General features: G+C 72.3%; 22 protein-coding genes. 16 read left to right on the top strand and 6 right to left on the bottom strand.

Annotated elements, in window-relative coordinates; translation table 11 throughout:
• Positions 1 to 93: 93 nt before the first annotated feature.
• A complete protein-coding gene (locus EV371_RS18735) occupies positions 94 to 2,283 on the bottom strand; it encodes a DUF6351 family protein (protein WP_207230531.1) in 2,190 nt (729 codons plus the stop codon).
• 323 nt (positions 2,284 to 2,606) lie between these two features.
• Here EV371_RS18735 and egtA point away from each other — a divergent pair, with 323 nt between their 5' ends.
• The 10 genes from egtA (at position 2,607) to EV371_RS18685 (ending at position 13,948) form a co-directional block, all read left to right on the top strand.
• Entirely contained in the window at positions 2,607 to 3,836 is a 1,230-nt protein-coding gene (gene egtA, locus EV371_RS18730) for an ergothioneine biosynthesis glutamate--cysteine ligase EgtA (RefSeq protein ID WP_130463194.1), read from the top strand.
• On the top strand, positions 3,833 to 5,167 hold the full coding sequence (egtB, locus tag EV371_RS18725) for an ergothioneine biosynthesis protein EgtB (protein ID WP_130463193.1): 1,335 nt from the start codon (positions 3,833 to 3,835) through the stop codon (positions 5,165 to 5,167). The genes egtA and egtB overlap by 4 nt, the downstream gene beginning before the upstream one ends.
• A gap of 43 nt (positions 5,168 to 5,210) precedes the next feature.
• Complete coding sequence (egtC, locus tag EV371_RS18720) at positions 5,211 to 5,963, top strand: ergothioneine biosynthesis protein EgtC (RefSeq protein ID WP_130463192.1); 753 nt, start codon at positions 5,211 to 5,213, stop codon at positions 5,961 to 5,963.
• A gap of 51 nt (positions 5,964 to 6,014) precedes the next feature.
• Positions 6,015 to 6,980: an L-histidine N(alpha)-methyltransferase gene (gene egtD, locus EV371_RS18715; protein WP_130463191.1), complete on the top strand. Its 966-nt coding sequence runs from the start codon at positions 6,015 to 6,017 to the stop codon at positions 6,978 to 6,980.
• Between the two features lie 232 nt (positions 6,981 to 7,212).
• Positions 7,213 to 7,800, top strand: a complete 588-nt coding sequence (locus tag EV371_RS18710) for a TMEM165/GDT1 family protein (protein WP_130463190.1) — start codon at positions 7,213 to 7,215, stop codon at positions 7,798 to 7,800.
• A 97-nt stretch (positions 7,801 to 7,897) separates the two neighbouring features.
• On the top strand, positions 7,898 to 8,104 hold the full coding sequence (locus EV371_RS18705; RefSeq protein WP_130463189.1) for a hypothetical protein: 207 nt from the start codon (positions 7,898 to 7,900) through the stop codon (positions 8,102 to 8,104).
• A 402-nt stretch (positions 8,105 to 8,506) separates the two neighbouring features.
• On the top strand, positions 8,507 to 9,988 hold the full coding sequence (locus EV371_RS18700) for a polysaccharide biosynthesis tyrosine autokinase (protein WP_130463188.1): 1,482 nt from the start codon (positions 8,507 to 8,509) through the stop codon (positions 9,986 to 9,988).
• A gap of 40 nt (positions 9,989 to 10,028) precedes the next feature.
• Complete coding sequence (locus EV371_RS18695) at positions 10,029 to 11,276, top strand: glycosyltransferase (RefSeq protein WP_130463187.1); 1,248 nt, start codon at positions 10,029 to 10,031, stop codon at positions 11,274 to 11,276.
• A gap of 197 nt (positions 11,277 to 11,473) precedes the next feature.
• On the top strand, positions 11,474 to 13,249 hold the full coding sequence (locus EV371_RS18690) for a DUF4012 domain-containing protein (RefSeq protein WP_486484690.1): 1,776 nt from the start codon (positions 11,474 to 11,476) through the stop codon (positions 13,247 to 13,249).
• Positions 13,250 to 13,318: 69 nt separating this feature from the next.
• Positions 13,319 to 13,948, top strand: coding sequence for a hypothetical protein (locus EV371_RS18685; RefSeq protein WP_130463186.1), 630 nt, complete (start codon positions 13,319 to 13,321; stop codon positions 13,946 to 13,948).
• A 195-nt stretch (positions 13,949 to 14,143) separates the two neighbouring features.
• On the opposite strand, the gene EV371_RS18680 is transcribed toward EV371_RS18685, so the two are convergent.
• On the bottom strand, positions 14,144 to 14,569 hold the full coding sequence (locus EV371_RS18680; RefSeq protein WP_130463185.1) for a MerR family transcriptional regulator: 426 nt from the start codon (positions 14,567 to 14,569) through the stop codon (positions 14,144 to 14,146).
• Positions 14,570 to 14,597: 28 nt separating this feature from the next.
• Here EV371_RS18680 and EV371_RS18675 point away from each other — a divergent pair, with 28 nt between their 5' ends.
• Complete coding sequence (locus tag EV371_RS18675) at positions 14,598 to 15,200, top strand: methyltransferase domain-containing protein (protein WP_130463184.1); 603 nt, start codon at positions 14,598 to 14,600, stop codon at positions 15,198 to 15,200.
• An 836-nt stretch (positions 15,201 to 16,036) separates the two neighbouring features.
• Positions 16,037 to 16,768, top strand: coding sequence for an alpha/beta hydrolase (locus EV371_RS18670; RefSeq protein WP_130463183.1), 732 nt, complete (start codon positions 16,037 to 16,039; stop codon positions 16,766 to 16,768).
• A gap of 18 nt (positions 16,769 to 16,786) precedes the next feature.
• On the opposite strand, the gene EV371_RS18665 is transcribed toward EV371_RS18670, so the two are convergent.
• Positions 16,787 to 17,770 (bottom strand): zinc-binding dehydrogenase, encoded by a 984-nt coding sequence (locus EV371_RS18665; protein ID WP_130463182.1) that lies wholly within the window; start codon positions 17,768 to 17,770, stop codon positions 16,787 to 16,789.
• Between the two features lie 219 nt (positions 17,771 to 17,989).
• Between EV371_RS18665 and EV371_RS18660 the strand changes: the two genes are divergently transcribed.
• Complete coding sequence (locus tag EV371_RS18660) at positions 17,990 to 18,973, top strand: pirin family protein (RefSeq protein WP_130463181.1); 984 nt, start codon at positions 17,990 to 17,992, stop codon at positions 18,971 to 18,973.
• 111 nt (positions 18,974 to 19,084) lie between these two features.
• The gene (locus tag EV371_RS18655) at positions 19,085 to 19,750 is read left to right on the top strand and encodes an HhH-GDP family DNA glycosylase (protein WP_130463180.1); all 666 of its coding nucleotides are present in this window, start codon (positions 19,085 to 19,087) and stop codon (positions 19,748 to 19,750) included.
• Between the two features lie 244 nt (positions 19,751 to 19,994).
• Here EV371_RS18655 and EV371_RS18650 read toward each other — a convergent pair whose 3' ends face one another.
• Entirely contained in the window at positions 19,995 to 20,600 is a 606-nt protein-coding gene (locus EV371_RS18650; RefSeq protein ID WP_130463179.1) for a DUF1345 domain-containing protein, read from the bottom strand.
• A gap of 60 nt (positions 20,601 to 20,660) precedes the next feature.
• Entirely contained in the window at positions 20,661 to 20,933 is a 273-nt protein-coding gene (locus EV371_RS18645) for a DUF2795 domain-containing protein (RefSeq protein WP_130463178.1), read from the bottom strand.
• 109 nt (positions 20,934 to 21,042) lie between these two features.
• On the opposite strand from EV371_RS18645, the gene EV371_RS18640 reads away from it, so the two are divergent.
• On the top strand, positions 21,043 to 21,954 hold the full coding sequence (locus EV371_RS18640) for a sulfotransferase domain-containing protein (RefSeq protein WP_130463177.1): 912 nt from the start codon (positions 21,043 to 21,045) through the stop codon (positions 21,952 to 21,954).
• Between the two features lie 27 nt (positions 21,955 to 21,981).
• Here EV371_RS18640 and EV371_RS18635 read toward each other — a convergent pair whose 3' ends face one another.
• Positions 21,982 to 23,154 carry a CaiB/BaiF CoA transferase family protein gene (locus tag EV371_RS18635; protein ID WP_130463176.1) on the bottom strand — a complete coding sequence of 391 codons (1,173 nt, stop codon included), beginning with the start codon at positions 23,152 to 23,154 and terminating at the stop codon, positions 21,982 to 21,984.
• Between the two features lie 171 nt (positions 23,155 to 23,325).
• On the opposite strand from EV371_RS18635, the gene EV371_RS18630 reads away from it, so the two are divergent.
• Positions 23,326 to 25,248, top strand: a complete 1,923-nt coding sequence (locus tag EV371_RS18630) for a glycosyltransferase family 2 protein (RefSeq protein ID WP_130463175.1) — start codon at positions 23,326 to 23,328, stop codon at positions 25,246 to 25,248.
• Positions 25,249 to 25,286: the final 38 nt, after the last annotated feature.

The following is a 25,286-nucleotide window of genomic DNA, read 5'->3' as shown; positions in this document are numbered from 1 at the left end:
GACGCGAACATACCAGCAGAGTAATATGCCGAGCAAGTTATGGATCGTGCTCGCCACCGGCCGGAGCCTGGCCTCCGGCCGGTGGCGACGCTGCTAGTGGAGCGCGAGCCAGGGGCCAGCCAGGGGCTGCTGTTCGACACCGGCCACGGACCAGTCACACACGCCGTCCGGGAAGATCTCGCGCAGTTGGTCGCGTTGGGCCGGCGTGAACGCGACGTCGTAATCGCTGACGTCGATCGCCTTCAGTTGACACTTCACCACGTCGTCGGCGAGCGGAGCGCCGGCCACCAGGCGTGGCGTCGAGAACGCCGGGAAGAGCCGGCCGCACTCCCCGCGGTTGTCCGCCGACAGCGTCTGGTCGATTCTGCGCTGGGGTGATTCCGGGGTCCAACAGGCGTCGCCGAGGCCGACCGGTTTGTGTGACCGCACCTTGTGCCGCGGAGATCGGCCGGACCGGTCCGAGGTGACCCTGGTGAGCCAGGTGTCCATGCTGGTCAACGCGGACCGCAGGACTGGGCTGTACAGGCTGAACCCGCTGTACCGGCTGTCCTCCATCAGCATCACGTGATTGTCGGCATCGCCGTTCGCGGCCACCAGCCGCGCCCGGGTGGCGAAGCCGTGCACCAGCATGTGGATGTCGCCGTTCGGCGCCGCGTCGGAGTAGGCGCGGTAGTCGATGATGGCGGTACTGGCCAGTCCGGCGCCGCCGGAGAGGATGCGGCCGGTCCGGTACGCCGCGCGGGTGGCCGCCAGGTCCGCCACCGTCCGTGCCGGCGTGCGGTTGGCGTCGATGTCCAGCCCGCCGATGTTCGCGTTGAGGTCGAGGAAGTCCGCTGTGGTGATCACCCCGGCGTTGAGCGCCGCCAGTCCGTACTGCACCCCGACGTTGTCGAGCGGACGGCGGGCGAAGCCGGTCGCCGGATCCCGGCCGTAGACGTTGACGGTGTGGTCGTACACGTCGCCGCGGGCGCCGCCCGGGTTGTCGACCGGGTGGTAACGCAGCGCTTGCGGCACGGTGCTGGAGAACTCCGCCGCCGGGTCCAGCCGGGCGGCACCTTCACTGAGGTTCGGGATGCTGTTGGCCACGGCGAACCCGGAGATTCGCCGCCGCTGTTCGTCCGTGTACCGTCCGGGCGCCCGCTCGTCGAAGTAGCGGTCGAGCAGGCGGGCGTCCAGCAGGGTGAAGTTGGTGGCCGAGGTGACATCGGGGAAGCTCTGGCCGACGATGATGCCGTCGAGCAGCCCGGGATAGTTGTCGGCGATCTGGTGGCCCTGGTAGGCGCCGCCCGAGGCGCCCCAGCCGATGGTGAAGCGGGGTGGACCGTACCGCTCGATGAAGTGCTCCTTGACCATCATGGTGGACTCCGCGGCGACCAGGTCGTTGCAGTTGTTGCCGAACACGTTCAACGACGAGGACGCCACCGCGTACCCGCGACCGAGCATCTCCGGGTCCAGCACCCCGCCGGTGCCGGCGCCCTGGACGTACCAACCGGCCCGGCAGCCACCGCCGAACGTGTAGATCAGCCGCCCGTTCCACCCCTCGCTGCGTTGCCAGAGCGTGGGTTCGGGGCGGGCCGGGTCGTGCAACATGGAGATCTGGTAGATGGCGCGGTTGATGGTGCCCGTCTCGATCCGGATCAGGAACGGGACCTCCACCCCGGTCGTCGTGGTCGTCCGGGCAAGGTCGGCGGGGACGACGGTCGGGTCGGGGAGTGGCTTGATGGTCCCGGCGGTGGACCGGTACGCGTAGTCCACTCGGGTGGCGGCCGAGCAGTCGGCGTCCAGGGCCGGCCCCAGGCTGGTCCCGTCGACCAGTGCGAACCGCGTCGTTGCGCAGACGTACGGCTGCTGATGCGGACCACTGACGACCGGGCCGGTGATCGGATGGTTGGTGACCGTGAGCCGGGCCTGCCCGCGGTGCGTGGTGCGCGTCGACGCGGCAATCAGATTGTGGCCGGGTGCCAGCCCGGTGACCAGCCCCACCAACTCACGCCGGCCCTGGTCCGCCCGGAACAGGTCGGTGACGTCCAGGCCGTTGTGCGTGACCCGTACCCGATCGAGCGCCGATCGTCCCGGGGCGGCCACCCGGATCAGTACGTCACCTCCGCTGACCATGCCGGCGGGAGTCGACAGCGACTCGATCCGCAGTGGACCGGCCGGTCTGGCCGACTCCTTCTGCGCGCTCGCTGGACTCGCGGGCCATCCGCAGAGCAGCGCGCCGACGAGGGCGAGCGCCACCACAGGACGGCCGCGTCGACGGGTGAAGGTGGCATGTGGGAACACGGGTGCCTCCAGTTTCGGCCGACGGACCTGAGGTGGCCCGGGACGCTACTCGGGGCAGGTACGGGGCCACTAAAGGACGTCTCGTGACTCGCTGAAGGCGTTGTCCGGCAGCGGTGCTGGCTTGCGGTGCCGGCGGGCGAGGACTCGGGTCCGGTGGAAGTGTCGGACCCGGATGGCATGGTGTCCAGATGCCGGTCATGCGTGTCCAGCCATCTGTATGCCGAGCAGGTTATGGATGGACGCAGCCGTGCCGGCAGTTCGGAGACTGGGTTCCGACGATCCGGGTAAGGGGAGTCGGTCCATGCAAGGGAGGAACCCGCACGATGTCATCCGACGTGCAGAGCGGCACGATCCTGCGGGCGGTGGAGGACGCCGAGGGATACGTTGCCAAGATCTGTTTCAAGACCGGACCACCGACGCTCACTGGCGTGGAACTGGAATGGACCGTGCACGACGCGGCCGTTCCGAGCCGACCGGTCGACCCGGTCCGGCTCCGCACCGCACTCGGCCCGTACGCCCCGATCACCCTCGATCCCGACAGTCCCGGCCGACCGTTGCCCCGCCGGTGCACGGTCAGCGTGGAGCCCGGCGGCCAGGTGGAACTCTCCACCGCCCCGCGTCGCCACCTCGGCGAGCTGCACGAGAGCACCACGTCGGACCTCGCCCACCTCACCGATCTGCTCGGCGCCGCGGGACTCGCCCTCGGCCACACCGGCATCGATCCGCACCGACCGCCGACGCCGGTGGTCGACACCCCGCGATACCGCGCGATGCGCTGCGCCTTCGACCGACTCGGCGCGGCCGGCCGGACCATGATGTACAGCACCGCCGGGCTCCAGGTCTGCCTGGACGCCGGCACCGTCGACCGGTTCGCCGACCGGTGGGCCGTCGCGCACGCGTGCGGGCCACCGCTGCTCGCGGTCTTCGCCACCGCCCGCCGGCACGCCGGCCGGGACACCGGCTGGGCCTCCGCCCGGATGGCCGCCTGGCAGTTCATCGACCCGGCCCGGACCCGTCCGGCCTGGTCGCCGACGTCGGGCACGGCCGACCCGGTCGGCGCCTGGGTCCGGTACGCGCTCGCCGCACCACTGCTCTGCGTACGCCGGGACGGCGGGGACTGGACGGTCCCGCCCGGGATCACCTTCCGGGACTGGCTGGCCGGAGCGCTGCCCCGACCACCCACCACCGACGACCTGGACTATCACCTCAGCACCCTCTTTCCGCCGGTACGCCCCCGGGGGTACCTGGAAATCCGCTACCTCGACGCGCAACCCGGCGGGGACTGGATCGCACCGGTCGGCGTGCTCGCGGCGCTGCTTGACGACGACCGCATCCGGGACGCCGCCCGGGCGGCCTGCGAACCGGTCGCCGACCGGTGGGCGGAAGCAGCCTGGTGCGGGCTGCGTGACCCGCGGCTGGCCGCGGCGGCCGACTCTGTGCTCGACCTCGCCCTGCGCTCGCTGGACCGCACCGGCCTGCCGCCGGAGACCCGCGAGGAGATCATCCGGATCGTCGCGCGGCGGTTCGCCACCGCGCTGGAGGGAGTCCGATGACCGACGTCCGACCCGACAACCGCCCGACCGAGTCGCTGCGCGACCGGATCGCCACCGAACTGACCCGGGCCCGGGACCGCAGCGTCCGGCTCACCGAGGCGGTCGACGACGCCGACCTGGTCCGGCAGCACTCACCGATCATGTCCCCGCTGGTCTGGGACCTCGCCCACGTCGGCAACCAGGAGGAACTGTGGCTGGTCCGCGACGTCGGCGGCCGTGAGCCGGTACGGCAGGACATCGACGACCTGTACGACGCCTTCAAGCACCCCCGCAGGGACCGGCCCGCCCTGCCGCTGCTCGGCCCGGCCGAGGCCCGACGATACGTCGCGACCGTCCGGGACAAGGTTCTCGACCTGCTCGACGGCGTCCGGTTCGACCGCGGCCGGCTGGTCGCCGACGGCTTCGCGTTCGGCATGATCGCCCAGCACGAGCAGCAGCACGACGAGACCATGCTCGCCACCCACCAACTCCGGACCGGCCCGCCGGTGCTCTCCGCACCCGCACCGCCGGCCGCGGTCGCACCGGTCGGCGGTGAGGTGCTGGTTCCGGCCGGACGGTTCACCATGGGCACCTCGACCGACCCGTGGGCGCTGGACAACGAGCGCCCCGGCCACCCGGTGGAGCTGCCGGCGTACGTCATCGACGCGGCACCGGTGACCAACGCGGAATACCTGGCCTTCGTCACCGACGGCGGCTACTCCGATCCGCGCTGGTGGAGCGGACCGGGCTGGCGACACCGGTCGTCGGCCGGCCTGACCGCGCCGATGCACTGGCGTCGGGACGGCACCGGCTGGGGCTGTCTCCGGTTCGGCCGGTTCGCCCCGCTGGTCCCGGACGAGCCGGTGGTGCACGTCGGCTTCCACGAGGCCGAGGCGTACGCCGGCTGGGCGGGAAAGCGGCTGCCGACCGAGGCCGAGTGGGAGAAGGCGGCCCGCTGGGACCCGAACAGCGGCCGGTCGCGCCGGTACCCGTGGGGCGACGAGGACCCGACGCCGGAGCGCGCCAACCTCGGGCAGCGGCACCTCGCGCCGGCACCGGTCGGGGCGTACCCGGCGGGAGCCTCGCCGCTCGGCGTACACCAGTTGATCGGGGACGTCTGGGAGTGGACCTCCAGCCCGTTCCTCGGCTATCCCGGGTTCGCCGCCTTTCCCTATCGGGAGTACTCCGAGGTCTTCTTCGGCCCCGACTACCGGGTGCTCCGGGGCGGCTCGTTCGGCACCGACCAGGTGGCCTGCCGGGGCACCTTCCGCAACTGGGACCTGCCGATCCGGCGGCAGATCTTCAGCGGTTTCCGGTGCGCCCGGGATGCCCGGCCGGAAGAGGCGGCGTGACCGGTCGGAGCGGTTCGCCGGGCCGGGGGAACCGGGTCCGCTGATGTGCCGTCACCTGGCCTATCTCGGCCCTCCGCTGCCGCTGGCCGCGCTGCTGTTCGAGCCGCCGCACTCGCTGGCCCGACAGTCCTGGGCGCCCCGGGACATGCGCGGCGGGGGCACGGTCAACGCGGACGGCTTCGGCGTCGGCTGGTACCCGGTGGACGGTCCGCCGGTGCGTTACCGGCGGGCCGTCCCGCTCTGGGCCGACGACACCATGCCGGCGCTGGCCGCGGCGACCTCGGCCGGCGCGGTGCTGGCGGCGGTGCGCTCGGCCACCGTCGGCATGCCGGTGGTCGAGACCGCAACCGCTCCGTTCGCCGATGGGCCCTGGCTGTTCAGCCTGAACGGCGCGGTGCCCGGCTGGCCGGACTCGGTGACGGCGCTGGCCGGGCGGCTGCCGACCCGGGACCTGATCACCCTGGACGCGCCGACCGACGCGGCCCTGCTCTGGGCACTGCTGCGTCACCGGCTGCGGGGTGGGGCCGCGCCGGCCGAGGCGGTGGCGGAGACCGTCCGGGAGGTGGCCGCGGCGGCTCCCGGTTCCCGGCTGAACCTGCTGCTCACCGACGGGCACCTGGTGGTGGCGACCGCCGCCGGGCACGCGTTGTCGGTCCGGGCCACCGGTGGCTCGGTGCTGGTCAGTTCCGAGCCGCTGGCCGAGGAACCGGGTTGGCGGCCGGTCCCGGAGGGCCATCTCGTCGTGGCCACCGCCGGCCGGCTCGACGTCGCGCCGATCGGGACGGAGCAGGCGTAGCGACCGCAGCCGCCGCGCGGTGCGGCGGTGTCGATCGAGGGGAGTGTGCGGGTGACCGCGGATCCGTTGGAGATATACCTGGAGGAAGGGGACCTGGCGCGGGCGTTGCGGTCCGACGTCCGGACCGGGCTCACCGACACGCCCCGGTGGCTGCCGCCGAAGTGGTTCTACGACGCCCGGGGCAGCGAACTGTTCGAGGAGATCACCAGGCTGCCCGAGTACTATCCGACCCGGGCCGAGCGGGCCGTCCTGGCGGCCCGGGCCGGGGAGATCGCCCGGCTCACCGACGCGAAGACGTTGATCGAGCTGGGTTCGGGTTCGTCGGAGAAGACCCGCCTGCTGCTCGACGCGCTGACCGCGCGGGGCAGCCTCGGCACCTTCGTGCCGCTGGACGTCTCGGTCAGCGCGCTGGAGCAGTCGACCGCCGAGATCGCCGCCGCCTATCCGGGCCTGCGGGTACGCGGCATCGTCGGCGACTTCACCCGACATCTGGACCGGCTCCCCGCCGGGGGCCGCCGGCTGGTGGCCTTCCTCGGCGGCACGATCGGCAACCTGTTGCCGGCGGAGCGGGCCGGGTTCCTCGCCGCGCTGCGCTCGGCACTGGAGCGGGGCGACTGGCTGCTGCTCGGCACCGACCTGGTCAAGGACCCCGGCGTGTTGGTACCGGCCTACGACGACGCGGCCGGGGTCACCGCCGAGTTCAACCGCAACGTGTTGCGGGTGCTCAACCGCGAGTTGGGCGCGGATTTCGAGGTGGACGCGTTCGAACACGTCGCGCTCTGGGATCCGGACCAGCGCTGGATCGAGATGCGGCTGCGCGCCCGGCGCCCGGTGCGGGTCCGGGTGCTCGACCTCGACCTGGTCTTCGCCGAGGGGGAGGAACTGCGCACCGAGATTTCGGCGAAGTTCCGTCCGGAGGATGTCGACGCGGAGCTGGCTGCCGCCGGCTTCACCGGGCGGGCCCGGTGGACCGACGACGGCGGCCTCTTCGCGGTGACCCTCGCCCAGGCCACCTGAGCTGCCGGAGGCCAGCGCCGGGGGCAGCAGGGCGTCCTCGGGCTGATCGGGTAGGGTCGTGAACAGCGAAGGGGAGTAGCTCCCAACGTCGTGGTCGACATACTGGTGCGCCTGCCGCGCGCCCGGCCACGCGGCCTCACTCCGTTGAGGCGGGCGAGACCTTCGACTCAGGCAGCATGCCGGGTCGAGGTCGCCCATACCCTCGGCCCGGGGATCGACCGGGAAGGGTGACATGGAGGACTTCAACAGCGCCTTGGCGATCAGCTTCGGCGTCATCTTCGTGGCCGAGTTGGGCGACAAGTCGCAGTTGATGGCGTTGACCTTCGCCACCCGGTTCAAGGCACTACCGGTGATCATCGGCATCACCATCGCGACCTCGGTGGTGCACCTGGCCTCTGTCGCGCTCGGCGTCGGCCTCGGCGCCGCCCTGCCCACCGGCTGGATCGCGCTGGTCGCCGGACTGGCCTTCCTCGGCTTCGGGATCTGGACACTGCACGGCGACTCGCTGACCGAGGAGGAGCGGCGCAAGGCGGAACGGACCCGTCGCTCCGCGATCATCGCCGTCTCGGTCGCCTTCTTCCTGGCCGAACTCGGCGACAAGACCATGCTCGCCACGATCACCCTGGCCACCCAGCACGGCTGGTTCGGCACCTGGCTCGGCTCGACCGTCGGCATGGTCGCCGCCGACGCCCTGGCCATCGGCGTCGGCCGGATCCTCGGCCGCCGCCTGCCGGAGCGGACCATTCGGTACGGCGCCAGCGCGCTGTTCGGGATCTGCGGCGTCTGGCTGCTGGTGGACGCCGTGCACCAGCTGACCTGATCACACTGCCAAGTGTGGGACGGCCGGGATGCGGGTAGCCGTTTCGGTGGCCGGTGGTCGGTACGGCCGATCCGTGGCCCGAACGGAGGATCACTGCATGACCAGGCACGATGAGGCGAACGAGTACGGGTTCGCCGGTGAGGTGGCGTTGCCCGAACCGGAACCGCCGCACAAGCGGGACGTGGTGGAGGAGGAGGCCGAGGATATCGCGGTCCCCGGCTCGGACCTGTCGCGTGAGTTCCAGGAGGCGCTCGCCGACTCGGACCAGGTGGACGAGGGCGAGGGGCGGCCCTCGACGCGTTGAGTCCCGGGTACGGAACCTGTTTCCGCCTGCTCTCATGCTCCGCCGCGACCGCGGGTGCGAGCCGGCGGCGCGCACCGCGACAGGTCGGAAGGTTCACTGTCGACGGCGCCGGTCAGCGGTCCGGCGCCGTCGACGTCTGCCAGCCCGTCTGATCGACCGGGACCGGGCGTCGTACGAGCGTCGTTTCGTCCGCCATCCTCCGGTGCCGGCCTCCCGCACACCCGTTGGTTCTTGTCGACGCTATTGTGCCGAGTTCAACTACCGAGGGCACTCAATCATCTACATTCGGTAGGAACTGCCAAGCGACAAGTGGGAACTTTTCATACTGTCGCATTTTTTGTGATCACTAGAGGTCTTTGGCACCCCAGGATCGGTTGGTGCTGAGACGGAAGGCCGGGGCTGATGGATCTGCACACTTACCTGCGCGCGCTGCGCCAACGCTGGTGGGTGGTACTCGCGACCGTGATGGTGGCGCTGGGCCTCGCCGGGTTCGTCACGGTACGGGCGACCCCGCAGTACGCCTCCTCGGTGACCTTCTTCGTCACCTCCTCCGGACAGGGCATGACCGACGCGTACCAGGGCAGCCTTTTCCTCCAGCAGCGGGTCAAGTCGTACGTCGACCTGCTCAGCAGCGACCGGTTGGCGCAGACCGTCGCGGCAGAGGAGCGGGTCGGGCTCACCGCCGACGAGGTGCGTTCCCGGGTCAGCGCGCGGGTCGAGGCGGACACGGTGCTGCTCTCCGCGACGGTCACCGACTCCGACCAGGCCAGGGCGCTGCGGCTCACCGAGGCACTGGCGGCGCACTTCGTGAAACTCGTGCACAGCATCGAGACCCCGCCCGGCGCCAAGGAGCCCCCCATCAAGATCGAGGTGGTCGGCGGCCCCCGGGTGAACGCCGAGCCGGTGTCGCCCCGTCCGGTCCGCAACCTCGTCCTCGCCGGGGTGCTCGGCCTGGTGCTCGGCGCCGCGCTCTCCGTGTTGCGCGGGCTGACCGACACCACCTTCCGGGACGGCGAGACGCTCCAGGAGGCAACCTCGGCGCCGCTGCTCGGCAGCATCCCGTACGACGGGCACGCCCGGTCGAACCCGCTGATCGTGGGGACCGCCGCCCAGACGGCCCGGGCCGAGGCGATGCGGAAACTCCGGACCAACCTGCGGTTCGTCGACGCGCAGGAGCCGGCCCGGGTGATCGCGGTGACCAGCGCGGTGCAGGCCGAGGGGAAGTCCACGCTCGCCTGCAACCTGGCCATCACGCTCGCCGAGGCGGGCTGGCAGGTTCTGCTGGTCGACGCGGACCTGCGCCGGCCCCGGGTCGCGGGCTATCTCGGCCTCGGCGCGGGCGCCGGCCTGACCGACGTGCTGATCGGCGAGGTAGCGGTCGAGGACGTGTTGCAACCGTGGGGTGACAAGTCCCTGCTGGTCCTGCCGGGCGGCTCGGTGCCGCCGAACCCGAGCGAACTGCTCGGCTCGAAGGCGATGGCCGACCTGCTGCTGTCGCTGCGCGAGCTGACCGACATCGTCATCATCGACACCCCGCCGCTGCTGGCCTTCACCGACGGCGTGGTGGTGGCGGTGCAGGCCGACGGCGCACTGCTGGTGGCCCGCCAGGGCAAGACCCCGAGCGCGCAGACCGCCGCCGCCGCGCAGGCGCTGCACGCGGTCTCCGCCCGGGTACTCGGTTGCGTGCTGAACATGTCGAAGGAAAACAAGATCGACGTCGAGCAGTACCGGGCGTACCGGCGAGGTGCGCCGGTGGAGACGATCGCCGCCACCCGCGGCGAGGAGTCCCCCGCCGCCGACCCGGTGCGCCTCCCCCCGGACCACCACGCCGTGGCAGCCATGTCCGCGGACAACACGGAGGAGCTCGACCGGGTACCGCGATGACGCGGGCTCGCCCGGTCGCGGGGTGATCGGGGGATGAGAAGTGAAGATCGGAGTTATCTCGTACTGGTTTCCGCCTGAGCCTGCCTTCATACCGGGCTGCCTGGCCGAGGAGCTGGCCGCACGCGGGCACGAGGTCCGGGTGCTCACCGGGTTTCCAAGCCATCCGACCGGCCAGGTCTATCCGGGGTACCGGCAGCGGTGGCGACACCAGACCGACGATGGCGGAGTCACCATCCGGCGGGTGCCGGCGTTCGCCAGCCACGACGGTACGGCGGCCCGGCGGGCGGCGCGACAGCTCACGTACGCGATGAGCAGTGCCCTGGCCGCGCCCGGCTTCCTGGCCGGGGTGGACGCGCTCTACGTCCACTTCCCGCCGGCCGGCGCGTACGCGGCGGCGGCCCTGCTGCGGGTGTTGCGCCGGGTGCCGTCGGTGGTGCACGTCCAGGACATCTGGCCGGAGGCGGTGACTGCCCCGCCGGACGGGTCGGGGCGGGATTCCTCCGGCGGGTTCACCCAGGGTCTGCTCAGCCGGACGATGCGCGCGATCTACCGGTCCGCGGCCGGGATCGCGGTGATCTCGCCGTCGATGCGGGACGTGGTGCTCGGGCGGGGCGCCGATCCGGACCGGGTGCGGGTGGTGCTGAACTGGACCGACGAGCGGCTCTTCCGGCCGATGGGCACCACGCCGGCGGCCCGGCGGGCGATCGGCCACCGCGGCCACACCACGGTGATGCACGCCGGCACGATGGGTCCGTTCCAGCGCGTCGACACGGCGGTCCGGGCCGCGGCCGCGGTCAACGGCAAGGTCGACCTCGATCTCGTCCTGGTCGGATCCGGGCCGGAGGAGCGACAGTCCCGGCAACTGGCCGAGGAACTCGGCGCGACCAACGTCAGGTTCCTCGGCTGGCGTCCACCCGCCGAGATGGCCGACCTGTACGCCGCCGCCGAGTACCAGCTCGTGCTACTGCGCGATCTTCCGGCGCTGCGCGGCGCGGTGCCGGCGAAGTTGCAGGCGGCGCTCTCCGCCGGGGCACCGGTGGTCGCCTCGGCCGGCGGGGACACCGCGGATCTGGTGGAGCGGGCCCGGGCGGGGCTCTCCTGCCCGCCGGAGGACTGGCAGTCGCTGGCGGATCGGTTCGCGTTGGCCGCGGTTATTCCGAGTACCGCCCGGGCGGAGATGGCGCAGCGGGCCCGGGACAGTTATCTGTCCCGGATGTCACTGCGTACCGGTGTCGATCAGATAGAGCAGATGCTGGCCGAGGCGGCTGCCGGCAGCCGACGGCGCTGACCTGGGTCTTCCTTGGCCCTCGGACGATCACTCTGGGCGATTCGTGAGCTTTCCTCACACAAAGTACTTAAAAGTGGTCTAAGAGGGGTCGAAATACCAACAGCGAACTCTCCACCGTGCTATAGAGATATAGGCGCTAACAGCGTTGTGTCGCAGTTCATCCGAGTTAGTCGAAAGCGGTGGTGGCGGTGGGGGACATGTCCCCGAGACGGCGGACGGTGCGCCGTCGAGCGATTCGGCGGCAGCTCCGCCGGATCATGCTCACCGCACTCGTCGTCGGTTGCCTGCTCGGCGCCGTCGGCGGCTGGCTCGGACTGCGCGGCTGGCAGGCCGGCAGGCACCTGGAGAACGCCGCCAGCCTGGCTCAGGAGCTGAGCCAGCAGGTGCTGGAGGGCGAAACCGGACAGGCGCGCCGCACCCTGGAGGCGCTGCAACAGCAGACGGCCGCCGCCCGGTCGCGTACCGGCGACGTCGGCTGGGGTGCCGCCAGCTCGGCCCCGTACGGCGGCCGGAGCCTGTCGGCGGTCCGGGAGCTGGCGGTCGGCGTCGACGAACTCGCCCGGCGGGCCTTCCCTGCCCTGGTCGAACTGAACCCCCAGGCGCTGCTGCCCAGTTCAGGACGGCTCGACCTGCCCGCCCTGCGCGACGCGATGCCCGCGCTGGCCGATGCCGACAAGGCGGTACGAGAGGTCCGGGACCGCATCCTGGCGGTGCCCACCACCGGGCTGGTGCCCACGGTCCGGAACGCGGTGTGGCGGTTGCGTGCCGAGCTGGACCGGCTGGCCGAGGTGACCTCCGCGGTCCGGCGCAGCGGTGCCCTGCTGCCCGGCCTGCTCGGCGGCAACGGAACCCGGACCTACCTGGTGCTCTTCCAGAACCTCGCCGAGCCCCGGGCGACCGGCGGCATCTTCGGCGCCTACGCCGTCGTCCGGGCCAGCAAGGGCGAGGTGAAGCTGGTCAAGCAGGGCCCGGGCGCCGCCCTGAACACCTACGACCGGCCGCCGCTGCCACTGAGCCGGGAGCTGCGCGCGCTCTACACCGACCTGCCCGGGATCTACCCGGCGGACGTGAACCTCACCCCGCACTTCCCGACGGCGGCCACCCTGATCCGCCAGATGTACCAGCGGGCCGGCGGTGGCACCGTCGACGGCGTACTCGCCACCGACCCGGTCGCGCTCTCCTACCTGCTCAAGGCCATCGGGCCGGTGCCGGTACCCGGACATCCGACCCTCACCGCGCCGACGGTGGTGCGTACGCTGCTCTCGGACGCGTACCGCCGGCTCGACAAGCCGATCCAGCAGGACAACTACTTCGCCCAGTCGGCCCGGGCGGTCTTCGACGCCCTGCTGAAGCGTCCGGTCAACCCCCGCGCACTGGCGCAGGCGGTGAACACGGCCGTCACCGAGCGCCGGATCCTGCTCTGGAGCGCGCACGCCGACGAACAGCGGGAACTCGTGCAGACCCGGCTCGCCGGAGTGCTGCCGGAGCGGGAGTCCGTGCACGACGTCGGCGTCTTCCTCAACGACGGCAGCGGTGCCAAGCTCGGCTACTACCTGCACCGCTCGGCGGAGCTGACCGTCGGCGACTGCCGGGCGGACGGCAGCCGCGAACTCCACCTCCGGCTCACGCTGCGCTCGTCCGCACCCGCCTCCGGGCTCAGCGAGTCGGTGCGCGGCCTCGCGATGTCCGGCGACCCGTACACCGCCCGGGTTCTGGTCTCGGTCTTCAGCCCGGTGCGCGGCTCGCCGCTCGGCGCCCGGCTCGACGGCAGGGCAGAGCCGATGGGCGGCGGTGTCGAGCGTGGCCGCCGGGTCGGCATCGTGACCGTCGACATCGGACCCGGACGTACCCGCGTACTGGAGGTGGGTCTGCTGACCGCGCCCAACGCCAGTGGCGCGGCCGAACTGTGGCTCACTCCCGGCCCGACCCCATGGACCACCCGTGTCAGTTCCGCTCCCGTGTGTGGCCGGTAGGCCGGCACGCCGAACAAGTCATGCGATCCGTTGTGAACGTCATGCGATCAGTAGAGAGAGGGATCCATCATGCGGCTATCCCGCATTATCGGCTCGGCCGTGGCGGCGCTCGCCACGGTGGGCGCGTTCGCCATCGCGGGGTCGCCCGCACAGGCCCAGCCACTACCACAACCGCCGTACCCACCACAGCCACCGGCGCTGACGGTCAGCGACCCGACCGTGGAGGTGAACCAGACCTTCACCGTCTTCGGCTCGGGCTTCGGCGGTAACGAACTCGTCCGACTGACCTTCACGCGTACCCCGCTCGCGCTCGGCGCCGAGGCGGCGGTACAGGACAGCGGCGGGGTCGGCGCGATGCTGCCGATCGGGCAGCAGGCACCGACGGTGCACCGGGACCCGACCACGCTCACCGTCCGGGCCAACGTGACGGGGGAGTTCTCGGTCCGGGTCCGGTTCAGCCGGACCGGCACGGTGACCATCACCGCCACCGGGCTCACCACGGGCCGGGTGGCGAGCACCACGGTCAGCATCGTCCGGCCGCAGCCACCACTGCCGGTCACCGGTAGCGAGACCGGGTCGCAGATCGCGCTCGGCACCACGCTGCTGATCGCCGGTGCGCTGATGGTCCTCGTCGCGATCGCGTGGCGGGCCAAGAGCCGCCGCCGGGGCCGGTCGCGGGAGCTGACCCCGGTCGGCTGACCGCCGGGCGGGCGGCGGCAGCCGACCCGCACGTCGCAGCGGCGCCCGCCGGACGAGAAATCTCGTCCGGCGGGCGCCGCCGTCCTCCCGGCATGGCCACCCGACCGACGGTCGGGGGAGTCCAGCCCGACCGCCACGCGGTCAGGGGTCGAGCCGACCACCACGCGGTCAGGGGTCGAGCCGACCGCCACGCGGTCAGGGGTCGAGCCGGCACCCGGGGCCCTGCACCAGGCGTTGGAAGTCGGGACACTGGAGGAAGTCCTCCACCGGACAGTCGAGTGCGTGGTCGAGGAGGTTACGGGAGGCGGTGGCGACGGCGATGCGGCGGTCCAGCTCGTCGCGGTGCCGCTGGAGCACCGCCCGGCGGTCCGCCGCGTCGTCGGTGCCGAGCATCAGCCGGAGCTGGTCGAGCCCGATGCCGACCTCGCGGCCGCGCATGATGATCGCCACCCGGGTGAGCTGGGCCCGGGTGTAGCGGCGCCGACCGTTGACCCGGCGGTCCGGCCTGATCAGGCCGACCGACTCCCAGTGCCGCAGCACGTGCGTGGCGAGTCCGAACTCGGCGGCCAGCTCGCCGATGGTCAGCTCGGCCTCTTCAGCGGGTGCGGGACTTGACTTCATGTTGACATTAACATACAGAGTTGGCCGTATGGTCAAGCGAGAGAGCGCCCGCCAGGCCTGGGATCGGCGTGCGGTGGGCTACGACAGGACGGGCGACCGGATGGAGCGGCTGACGATCGGGAACAGCCGCGACTGGATCTGTGCGCGGGCCCGGGGCCGGACCCTGGAGGTCGGGATCGGCACCGGCCGCAACATTTCCCGGTACGACGAGGACGTCGAACTGGTCGGCGTCGACCTCAGCCCGAACATGCTGGCGGTGGCCCGCCGCCGGGCCGGGACGCTGGGCCGACGGGTCGACCTGCGGGAGGGCGAAGCGGAGCTGCTGCCCTTTCCCGACGCCTCGTTCGACACCGTGGCCTGCACGCTGGCGGTCTGTGAGGTCGCCGACCGGAACGCGGCCCTCGCCGAGATGTACCGGGTACTCCGGCCGGGCGGCCGACTACTGCTGCTCGACCACGCCGAGCGGCGCTGGGCGCGCGGGCGGCCGGTCGAGCTCGCCCTGCGGCTCGGGTTCGTGGCCGAGGCCCGGAGCCGGCTCCGGCTCGGACTGATCGAACGGCTGGCCGCCCGGAAGCCGGCCCGTGTCGGCGTACCGGGCGACCAGCCGCCGGGCCACGGTCAAATGGGATAGTCGACCGTCGTTGTCCGAGCCTGTTCGGATCCGGCCAAGGAACGGATGAAGGCGTCACCGCCCTGCCGACCCGGTGCTCGGGTGAGCACTGAAGCCTGGCAATGCCGAACAATCGCGGACGGTTCCGAACACGGAGCGCCTTGCTGCGCCAGGTGGATTGCTGGCAGGCTCGGTCCCAGATCGGCACGATCTGACCGGCTGCCTGAGACCTAATCGAAATCGCCCGCAACGAGACCCGACTGTAGTAAAGGAGAGTTGACGTCATGGGGAAATTGAGTCCCGTACTGGGCGGCGCGGTGCTGCTTCTGGCCACAGCCGCCTTCTCCGCCCAGCCGCTGCGGACGTGACGGATGCGCAGGCCCGCTGCGTTGAGCGGAGTGGACGGCACGCGGACAACACGATCGGCGAGATAACGGATGGCGGAACTCCCATCCGGACCGGACCGTACAGCGATTGCCGAGTCATCTGGAGAACGACATCCGCCGAGCAGCGCGCACAATACCACTGCTATGCATTCAATGATGTCGAAAACGACTGGACCTATCTGACGGTCGGCGCATACACCGGCTGGGTCTACAGCGGCAATCTGTACGGGGCGGCAGTTATGTGCCGTGCGACACCAGGATCACCGGGCCCGCTCCGCGCGGATAGACCGCCAACCCGCAAAACCGGTTTGCGGGATCATGGCAACCACTGCTAGCTTTCAGCAGGCCGTGCGAGAGAACGAGGAGGTGGTACCCGTGAACGTTTCGACCTGGGTGCTTCCCTCCGGGGTCACGGTCGGGCGATAGGTCGTCCGGGAGCGCCGTCCACGAGCACTCCCGAAAGGCACGACCATGGAATTCACTGCCGAACAGCGCCTCGACGACGGCGTTCTCGAACGCGAGTTCGCCCTCGGCGAGGTCCCTGGCATCCTGTGGACGCCCGGATCCGCATCCGCGCCGGCCCCGCTGATCCTGCTCGGCCACCCCGGCGGGCTGCCCAGGATGTACCCCCGGCTGGTGGCCCGGGCCCGGCACTGCGCGGCGGAGGGCTACGCCGCGGCCACCATCGAACTCCCCGGGGGCGGTGACCGGCCCCGTTCCATCGCCGCCGAGGAGGCCCGTGCCGACCTGCACCGGGCGCTGGCGGCCGGCCTGCCGGTCGACGACGAGATCGTCGACCGGCTCGTCCTCCCGCTGGTCGAGAAGGCGGTCCCTGAATGGCGGGCCGCCCTGGACGCCCTCCTCTCGCTGCCCGAAATCGGCGGCCCGGTCGGGTACGCGGGAGGAGTGATCGCCATCGGCATCCGGCTGGCGGTGGTCGAGCCGCGCATCTCGGCCGCTCTGCTGTTCGCCGGGAGTTTCGTCCCCCGTTCCATGTTCGCGGAGGCTCGGCAGGTCACCATTCCGCTGCAGGTCCTGCTGCAGTGGGACGACGAGGGTAACGACCGGCAGTTGGCCTTGGACCTGTTCGATGCCTTCGGCTCCACGGAGAAGACGCTGCACGCGAACCTGGGCGGGCACACCGGCGTCCCGCAGTTCGAGGGAGAGGACGGGAATCGGTTCTTCGCCCGACACCTGAGGTGAGCCCTGACGTTGCGGCGGCTAACGATCCGGCCGTGTACCCGTAGGGCGTCCTGCGTCCAGTAGCGTCTTGCCCACCGTGCGGCGAGACTGGATGGCCGCGTGTGCGTCGGCCGCCCGATCCAGAGGAAACCGCTGCCCGATCACCGGACGCAACCGACCCGCCGCCGCCTCGGCCAGCGCGCGGCGGGTCAGCTCCCGCAACTGCTCCGGTGACCGGGTCAGCGACCGGACGACGGTCACCCCCCGTTCCCTCGCGACCTCGTCCGGGACCTGCGTCCAGCTCCCGCTGGACAGCCCGAAACTGACCATCCGACCGCCCCGGTCGAGCAGGTCGAACGCCGAGCGGCCCACGGTGCCACCGACGCCGTCGAAGACGACGTCGATCCCGCCGACTCCGGCTCGGACCCGCGCCGGCCAATCGGCCGTCGAGTAGTCGACCGCGAGGTCGGCACCGAGGTCCCGGGCCAGCGCCACCTTCCGGTCACCGCCGGCCACGGCGACCACGGTGGCACCCGCCGCGCCGGCCAGCTGCACCAGCAGGCTGCCGACGCCGCCCGCCGCGGCCTCGACCAGGATCCGCTCCCCGGGGTGCACCCCGGCGGTCTCCAACAGCAGCAGTGCGGTACGGCCGTCCGCCAGCAGCGCGACCGCGCTCTCCATCGGCAGCTCGTCCGGCACCGCGACCAGCCCGTCGGCGTCCACCGCCACGCGGTCGGCGTAGCCACCCGCACCGCCGGTACTGGTGACCACCCGTCGACCCCGCAACGCCGGGTCGACCTCCGGTCCCACCTCGGCGACCACGCCGCCGACGCCGTTACCCGGGATCGTCGGCAGCCGCACCGGGAACGGGCCGGTACCGGCCCGGAGCTGGGTCTCCACGAAGGTGACGTTGGCGAACTCGACGGCGACCACCACCTGGCCCGGTCCGGCGGACGGATCGGGGGTCTCCGCCGCCAGCAGCCGCTCAGGCCCACCGAACTCCCGCAACCACACCGCCCGCATCACAGCCCTCCCCGGCCCGTCGGTTTCTCGACCGGTCCAGTCAACAACCTCGACCACGGTCGAGGTCAACCGGGCGTACCCGCCCTGTCGGTCCGGCGTACCCGCCTCACCTGCGGATCCGCACCGTTGGTCCGGGCGCCGCCGGTCGCGGGATGGCGACCGGTGCCGCTCAGGCCGCTGCCGCCCCGCCAGCGGTGGTCGGCGGCGTAGGCTCGACCGGTGAGTATCACCGAGCCGATGCCGGGCGAAACCCTGCCGCCGAGCACCGGGGCGGGCGCGGACACCGAGCCGACCAACGTACTGCTGCCCGGTCACGACGTGCCGCTGGGCCGCTACACCACGGTGCGCCGGCTGTTGCCGCAGCGCCGGCTCCGCACCGTCGGGGCCTGGTGTTTCGTCGACCACTTCGGTCCGGACGACGTGGCCAACCGGCCCGGTATGGGGATCGGGCCACATCCACACACCGGGCTGCAGACGGTCACCTGGCTGGTGCACGGTGAGATCCGGCACCTGGACAGCCTCGGCAACGACCAGCTGATCCGACCCGGCCAGCTCAACGTCATGACCTCCGGCCACGGCATCGCGCACGCGGAGTACTCGCCGCCCGAGCATCCCCCGATCCTGCATGGACTGCAGCTGTGGGTGGCGCTGCCCGACGCGGCCCGGTCCGGCCCGCCCGGCTTCGCCCACCACGCCGAGGTTCCGGTGTTGACCGAGCCGAACTACTCGGTGACCGTACTCGTCGGGGAGTTGGCCGGGATCCGGTCGCCGGCGGTGGTGCACTCGCCGCTGCTCGGCGCAGAGCTCTGGCTTCCCGACGGCGGCTCGGCCCGGTTGCCGCTGACCGCCGGCTTCGAGCACGGCCTGCTGGTGATGTCCGGCGCCGTCGAGATCGACGGGGTCGCGCTCACCCCCGGTTCGCTGCTCTACCTCGGGACCGGTCGTTCCGAGCTGGCGGTCCGGGCGGACGGCCCGACCCGGCTGATGCTGCTCGGCGGCGAACCCTTCGACGACGCGCTGGTGATGTGGTGGAACTTCGTCGGGCGCTCACACGAGGAGATCGCCGAGGCTCGCGCGGACTGGGCCGCCGGCAGTCCCCGGTTCGGCCGGGTGCGGGGCGACGACTCGGAGCCGCTGCCGGCTCCACCGATGCCGACGACCCGGCTGAAGAGCCGCGACCGGCAAGGCCGGACCCTCGGCTGAGGCCGGGCCGGACCCTCGGCTGGGTTCGGGCGATCCGCGGGTCACTACACCGCACCGGAAACCCGCCGTCCTGGCCAGCTTTGGTCCGACCCGTCGTGGGTAGTCGCCGGCATGGCGACGACTGCGACAACGAGCGTCGAGGACCGCAAGCGACTCGTCCGCCGGCTGGTGGCGCGCGGCCGCGGCTTTGCCGAGGAGTACGGCTTCCAGGTCACCAACAATCCGGCGAGCCTGTTCCAGGTGCTCTGCCTGGCGGTCCTGCTGCGCCGCACGAAAGAAGTCCGGCGGGCGGTCGAGCCTGCCCGGGCGCTGCGGGACGCCGGATGGGAGAGTCCGGCCAGGATGGCCCGGTCCCGCACCGAGGCGCGGGCGGCGGTGCTGCGTGAGCATGGCCGGGGTGCCGACGCCGCCCGACTGGCCGGCACGTTGGGCGAGCTGGCCGAGGCGCTCGTCGCGCGCTACCAGGGAGATCTGCGCCGGCTGCGGTCCGCCGCGAAGCACGCGCCGGACCGGGAGCGGGTCCTGCTGGCCGAGTTGCCCGGGGTGGACGCCGAGGTGGTCGAGCTGTTCCTCCGTGAGGTCCAGGCGCTGTGGGGCGAGACGGCGCCGGTCGCCGATCGTCGGGCCCTCGCCGCGGCTCGCCGGCTCGGGCTCGGTCGCTCGGCAGCCGACCTGGCCATGCTGGCCGGCGGCGGGGAGTCGGAGAAACTGGCCTGGTTGGTGGGTTGCCTGGCCAGGATCGACCTGGAGGACAGATACCAGGAAATCGCCCGTTGAGCGGCAGAACGGCGTGCTTTGCCACACAGTTTCCAGGATTCTGACTGAACGGCCCATCCCGGATTGTAGGATCAGTGGGCGGTGTCAGCCAGCCCGGTTCGGGCCGGCCGCCGCGATTCGGTGAGCGGGTCCGGTTCGGACGTGTGGCCTCACCGGTGCACTGGCGGACGTGGCGCCCGTGACGCGCGTGTGAGCGCGTACGACACGGGCGCCCCGTCCGGTGCGCCGCCCCAGTTCAGGATGGTCAGTGGGCCAGTCCGGCGACCAGGTTGATGGTCGTGACGATGATGACCGCACCGAACAGGTAGGACAACAGGGCGTGTCCGAGCACCGTGGCCCGCATCGTCTTGGTGCTCAGGCCGGTGTCGGAGACCTGGAAGGTCATCCCGATCGTGAACGACAGGTACGCGAAGTCCGTGTACCGGGGCGGATCCTCGGTGTGGAAGTCCACCCCGCCGTCCTCCCCGGTGTAGTAGAGCCGGGCGTAGCGGGCGGTGAAGACGGTGTGCACGACCGTCCAGGAGAGCAGCACGCTGGCGATGCCGAGTCCGATGTGCAGTCTCCGGTCGACGCCGTGTAGCGCCTGGTCGGTGGCGAGCAGGATGCCGATCGCCGACAGGCTGGCCAGCCCGGCCCCGAGTAGCGTGGCGTCGCGTACCGGACCGCTCGGGTCCTCTCGGACGGCCAGCTCGGCGGTCCGCTGCGCGTCCCGGGGCCACAGCACCGGCCAGGTCCACCCCAGGTAGGTCGCCGCCGCCGCGTCCCAGCCGATCAGCGGCCCCAGCAGCGGTGACAGCACGAGGGTGGCCGGTATGCCGACACAGAGTCCGACAAGCGTGATGACGGCCATCTGGACCGATGCCTTGGGTGGGTCGCGTCGGGGTCTGCCCCGCATCGTCGGAACTGGTGCTCAGATCTGGCGCATGTGCCGGGCGACCCGCTGGTGGGTACGGTCGCGGGTCTTGGCGGCCAGCTCCGCCGGGCTGGCGTCCGGGGCCAGGTCGGTCTTGGCGGACCGGGCGACCTCCTCGGTGTTCTGGTAGTCCACCGGGGGCATCCCGCGCAGCGCCTGGAGCACCTCGCGGGGCGCCCCCGCGCGTTCGGCCTCCCGGACGATGTCCTCCTTCGGCGCCGGAAAGTCCATCGACTCCAGGTACCGCAGTACGTCCGCGTTGGTCACCATGGGATCCCGCTCCTCGCCGGTTGTCTGGTTCGCCGGCCGGCCGGATACCCGTTGTACGCACCCTCACGCCTGCCTCCGCCGTTGATCACCGGCCGGTATCCTTGGCCGAATGGCTCAAACTCCCGTGCGGTACCGGTCCGGCGACGAGGACAGCGCCCGGTGGATCGACTTTCCGTACCGCCCGGGTGACATCGTGATCAGCACCCGGTCCAAGAGCGGCACCACCTGGATGCAGATGATCTGCGCGCTGCTGGTATTCCAGCGGCCGGAGCTGCCGGCGCCGCTGGCCGAGCTGTCGCCCTGGCTCGACTGGCTCGGCGAAGCCCGGGACGACGTCGTCGCCGCGCTCGGGGCCCAGTCGCACCGCCGGTTCGTCAAGACACACACCCCGCTGGACGGGCTTCCCCTCGACGAGCGCGCCACCTACATCGTGGTCGCCCGGGATCCGCTGGACATGGCGGTGTCGCTCTACCACCAGAGCGGCAACCTGGATCGGGAGCGGGTCGCCCGGCTCACCGGCCAGCCCACGCCGACCGGCCCGCCCCGGGTACGCACGCCGGTGCGGGAGTGGCTGCTGTCCTGGATCGACCGCGACGTCGCACCGGCCGACGAACTCGACTCCCTGCCGGGGGTGCTGTGGCACCTCGGTGACGCCTGGGCCCGGCGGCATCGGCCCAACGTGCTGCTGGTGCACTACGCCGACCTGTCGGCGGATCTCGCCGGGCAGATGCGTCGGATCGCCCGGCGGCTCGGCATCGAGGTGCCGGAGCGGCGCTGGCCGGCGCTGGTCGAGGCGGCCACCTTCACCCGGATGCGGGCCAGGGCGCCGGAGCTGGTGCCGGACCGCTCCGGGGTGCTGAAGGACCGGGAGGCGTTCTTCCGGCGCGGCACCAACGGGGCGGGGCGGGAACTGCTGCGTCCCGACGAACTCGCGCACTACCGGCGCCGGCTGGCCGGGCTCGGCCCGGCGGACCTGCTCGACTGGTTGCACCGGGACGGGGAGAACGGCGACCGGCGATAGGACCCGAACCGCCGACAGCGTCCGAACTCAGGCGACGACGCCGTCGCTACGGAGCTCGCCGATCCGGTCGGCGTCGAGACCGAGTTCGGCCAGCAACTCGTCGGTGTGCTCGCCGGGCTGCGGCGGTGGCCGGCGGATCGATCCCGGGGTACGGCTGAACCGGGGTGCCGGGGCGGGCTGCTCGGCCCCGGCGTGCACGACGAAGACGTCCCGGGCGGCGAGGTGCGGGTGCCGGGGCGCCTCCCGCCAGTCGAGGACCGGCACCACGCAGGCGTCCGTCTGCTCCAGCAGCGCGGCCCACTCGTCCCGGGTACGGGTGCGGAACAGCCGGGCCCAGGCCTCGTGCAGTGCCGGCCAGTTCGCCGGGTCGTTCCGGTCCAGCGCCTCGTCCGGCGCCAGCGGGAACCCGGTCAGCCGGACCAGTTCGGCGTAGAACTGCGGTTCCACCGCGCCGACCGCCACGTGCCGGCCGTCGGCGCACTCGTAGGTGTCGTAGAACGGGGCGCCGCCGTCGAAGATGTTCACCCCGCGGTCGTCGCCCCAGTGGCCGGTCCGGCGCAGCGAGTGGATCATCGTTGCCAGCAGCGACACCCCGTCCACCATGGCCGCGTCCACCACCTGGCCGGTACCGCCGCCCCGGATGTCGAAGAGCGCGCAGACCACGCCGAGGGCGAGCAGCATCCCGCCGCCGCCGAAGTCGCCGACCAGGTTCATCGGCGGTACCGGCCGCTCGCCGGCCCGGCCGATTCCGTGCAGTACGCCGGTCAGCGCCAGATAGTCGATGTCGTGCCCGGCGTACCGGGCGTTCGGGCCGTCCTGGCCCCAGCCGGTCATCCGGCCGTAGACCAGTTGCGGGTTCACCGCCAGGCAGTCGTCCGGGCCCAGCCCGAGCCGCTCGGTGACGCCCGGCCGGAAGCCCTCGATCAGCGCGTCGGCGGTGCGGACCAGGTCGAGCACCACCTGCCGGCCGGTCGGTGCCTTGAGGTCGACGGCGAGCGACCGGCGGCCCCGGTTCAGCAGGTCGGGATGGGGAGTGCCGAACCGCTCCGGTCGGACCTCACCGACCCGGTCCACCCGGACCACGTCGGCGCCCAGGTCGGCGAGGACCATCGCGGCGAAGGGGCCCGGGCCGATGCCGGCCAGCTCGACGATCCGGACGCCGGACAGTGGGCCGGCCCCGGCCGGTCGGGGTGTGGTCATCCGTGCACGATAGGACAGTCGGCCAGGTGCCCGTCCAGGTGGTGTCGTCGAGCGGTCGCCGTGGCGTGGGCGTCGTCGAGCGGTCGCCGAGGCGCGATCGCCGTGGCGTGGTCGTCGTGTCGGCCCGCGTCGTTGCCGTCGACCGCCCGGAACAGGGCCTATCGTCACGGGGTGAAGTGGCGTGATCACTGGCGGTTGGTTGGTGTGCCCCGGGCCGGTCGGGCGGAACTCCTTGGCCGCCTCGTCGGCCTGCGCGTACTGCGGATCCCGGGCGTACGGCGGGTGGTGGTTCTCGCCGGTTCGACCGACCGACTCCGGGACCTGCTGGGCCGGCCCGCCGCGCTGTACCCGACCAGGGGGGCGGTGGTCGTCGTGGCGTACTGGCGGGCGCCCCGGCGCGGCTGGTCGGGCGGCATCGGGGCGCTGGAGCACCTGCGCCGGCACCGGGTGGCGCTGCCCTGCCGGGGACGAGGGACCGCCGTCGTCACCCTCCGGCTCTCCCGGCCCGCGCAACTGCGCGAGGTGCTGCGGGCCGCGCTGGCCGCGCTGGCGCCGGGGCGGCCGTTGCCGGCGCCGGCCGAGGCCAGCCTGACCAGCCACGGGACGCTGCCGGCGTACCTGCCGGCGGCCGGGGCGGTGCTCCGCGGCGATGTGGTCGGCAGCCCCGACATCCGGGCCCACGACATACTGCTGCGGGGGCCGGGCGACACCGGGGTGGAACCGGACAGCCCGCCATACGCGGTCGACTGGCCCGCCGTCCGGCACGGTCTGCAGCCGCCGGGGACGGCACCGGCCGTACTCGTCGACGCGCTGCGGATCAACCCGCGCGGCCGCCGGCCGGACTGCTACCGGCCGGACGCTCCCCGGGTACGCCTCGACTTCCTCCCGGCCACCCGCCGGCCCGGCCCCGGGATGTACCCGCTGGACGGGCCCGGGGTGACCGCGCCGGTGCTCGCCGCGCTGCGTCGGACCGGCGTGGTCGACTGCCCGCAGGTCCCCGACGCCGAGCCGGTCGCGGTGGCGGCGCTGCTGGTTCAGATCGCGATGACCGGCGCGGTGCTCTCCGTCCCGGCGTTGCCGCAACGGGTCGCCGGGCTGATCGTGCCGGAACTGCGCACCCTGCTGACCGCCCCGGCACCGGACGGCGGCGGGCTGGCCCTGGAAACGCGCAGCGTCCGGCAGCGCCGGGCGGCGCTGCGCGGGCACGCCACCGGGTTCGCCCTGCCCCGGCTCGCCGCCACGGTGTTCCCGCCGCTCGGCGCGGTGCCGTCGGTGAGCGCGATCCTGCCGACCAGGCGCCCCGAACGGCTGCCGGCGGTGGTCCGGATGCTGGTCGCGCAGACCTACCCGGAGTTGGAGATCGTGCTCTGCCTGCACGGCGTCGAGCTGCCGGAACCGGTCCGGGCCACGCTGGCCGGCTCCGGCCGGCCGTACGAGGTCGTCCGGGTCCCGGGTACCGCCAGTTTCGGTGCGGCGCTCGGTGCCGCGACCGGGCGGGCCCGGGGCAGCCTGGTCAGCAAGTTCGACGACGACGACAGCTACGCCGCCGAACACGTCTGGGACCTGGTGCTGGCCCGGCACTACTCCGGGGCGACCCTGGTGGGCAAGGGATCCGAGTTCGTGCACCTGGAGACCAGGGGCGTGACGCTGCGCCGGCCGTCCGGCACGGCCGAGTCCGACTGTCAGGTGGTGGCCGGCGGCACGATCCTGATCGCCCGGGGGGACCTGGAGGCGGTCGGCGGCTGGCGGCCGGTGCCCCGCTCCGTCGACCTCGGACTCTTGGACCGGATACGCCGGGACGGCGGCGGGATCTACCGGACCCATCCGTTCGGCTACGTCTACCACCGGCGGGCCACCGGGCACACCTGGGACCCGGGGAGGACTACTTCCTCGACACCGCCTCCGCGTACTGGCCCGGACTCCCGGCCGAGGTGCTGGGCGAGGTCGACACGGCCTCCGGGCGACCGGCACCGGACCAGCGCACCGACTCGGCGACCGCCCGGCCGGACCGGTCCTGACCGCACCGGGCGTCCCGGCCCTGACCGCACCGGGCGTCCCGCCGGCACCGCCCGGCGGCAAATCCCCCGGTTGTAACCTGCGCCGCACCCCGAGGTGGTACGACTAGCGGGTGG

The sequence above is a fragment of the Plantactinospora sp. CNZ321 genome, from assembly GCF_004217235.1.
The sequence above is the reverse complement of the archived record's forward strand: the minus strand, read 5'-3'. Positions and strand labels throughout refer to the sequence as shown.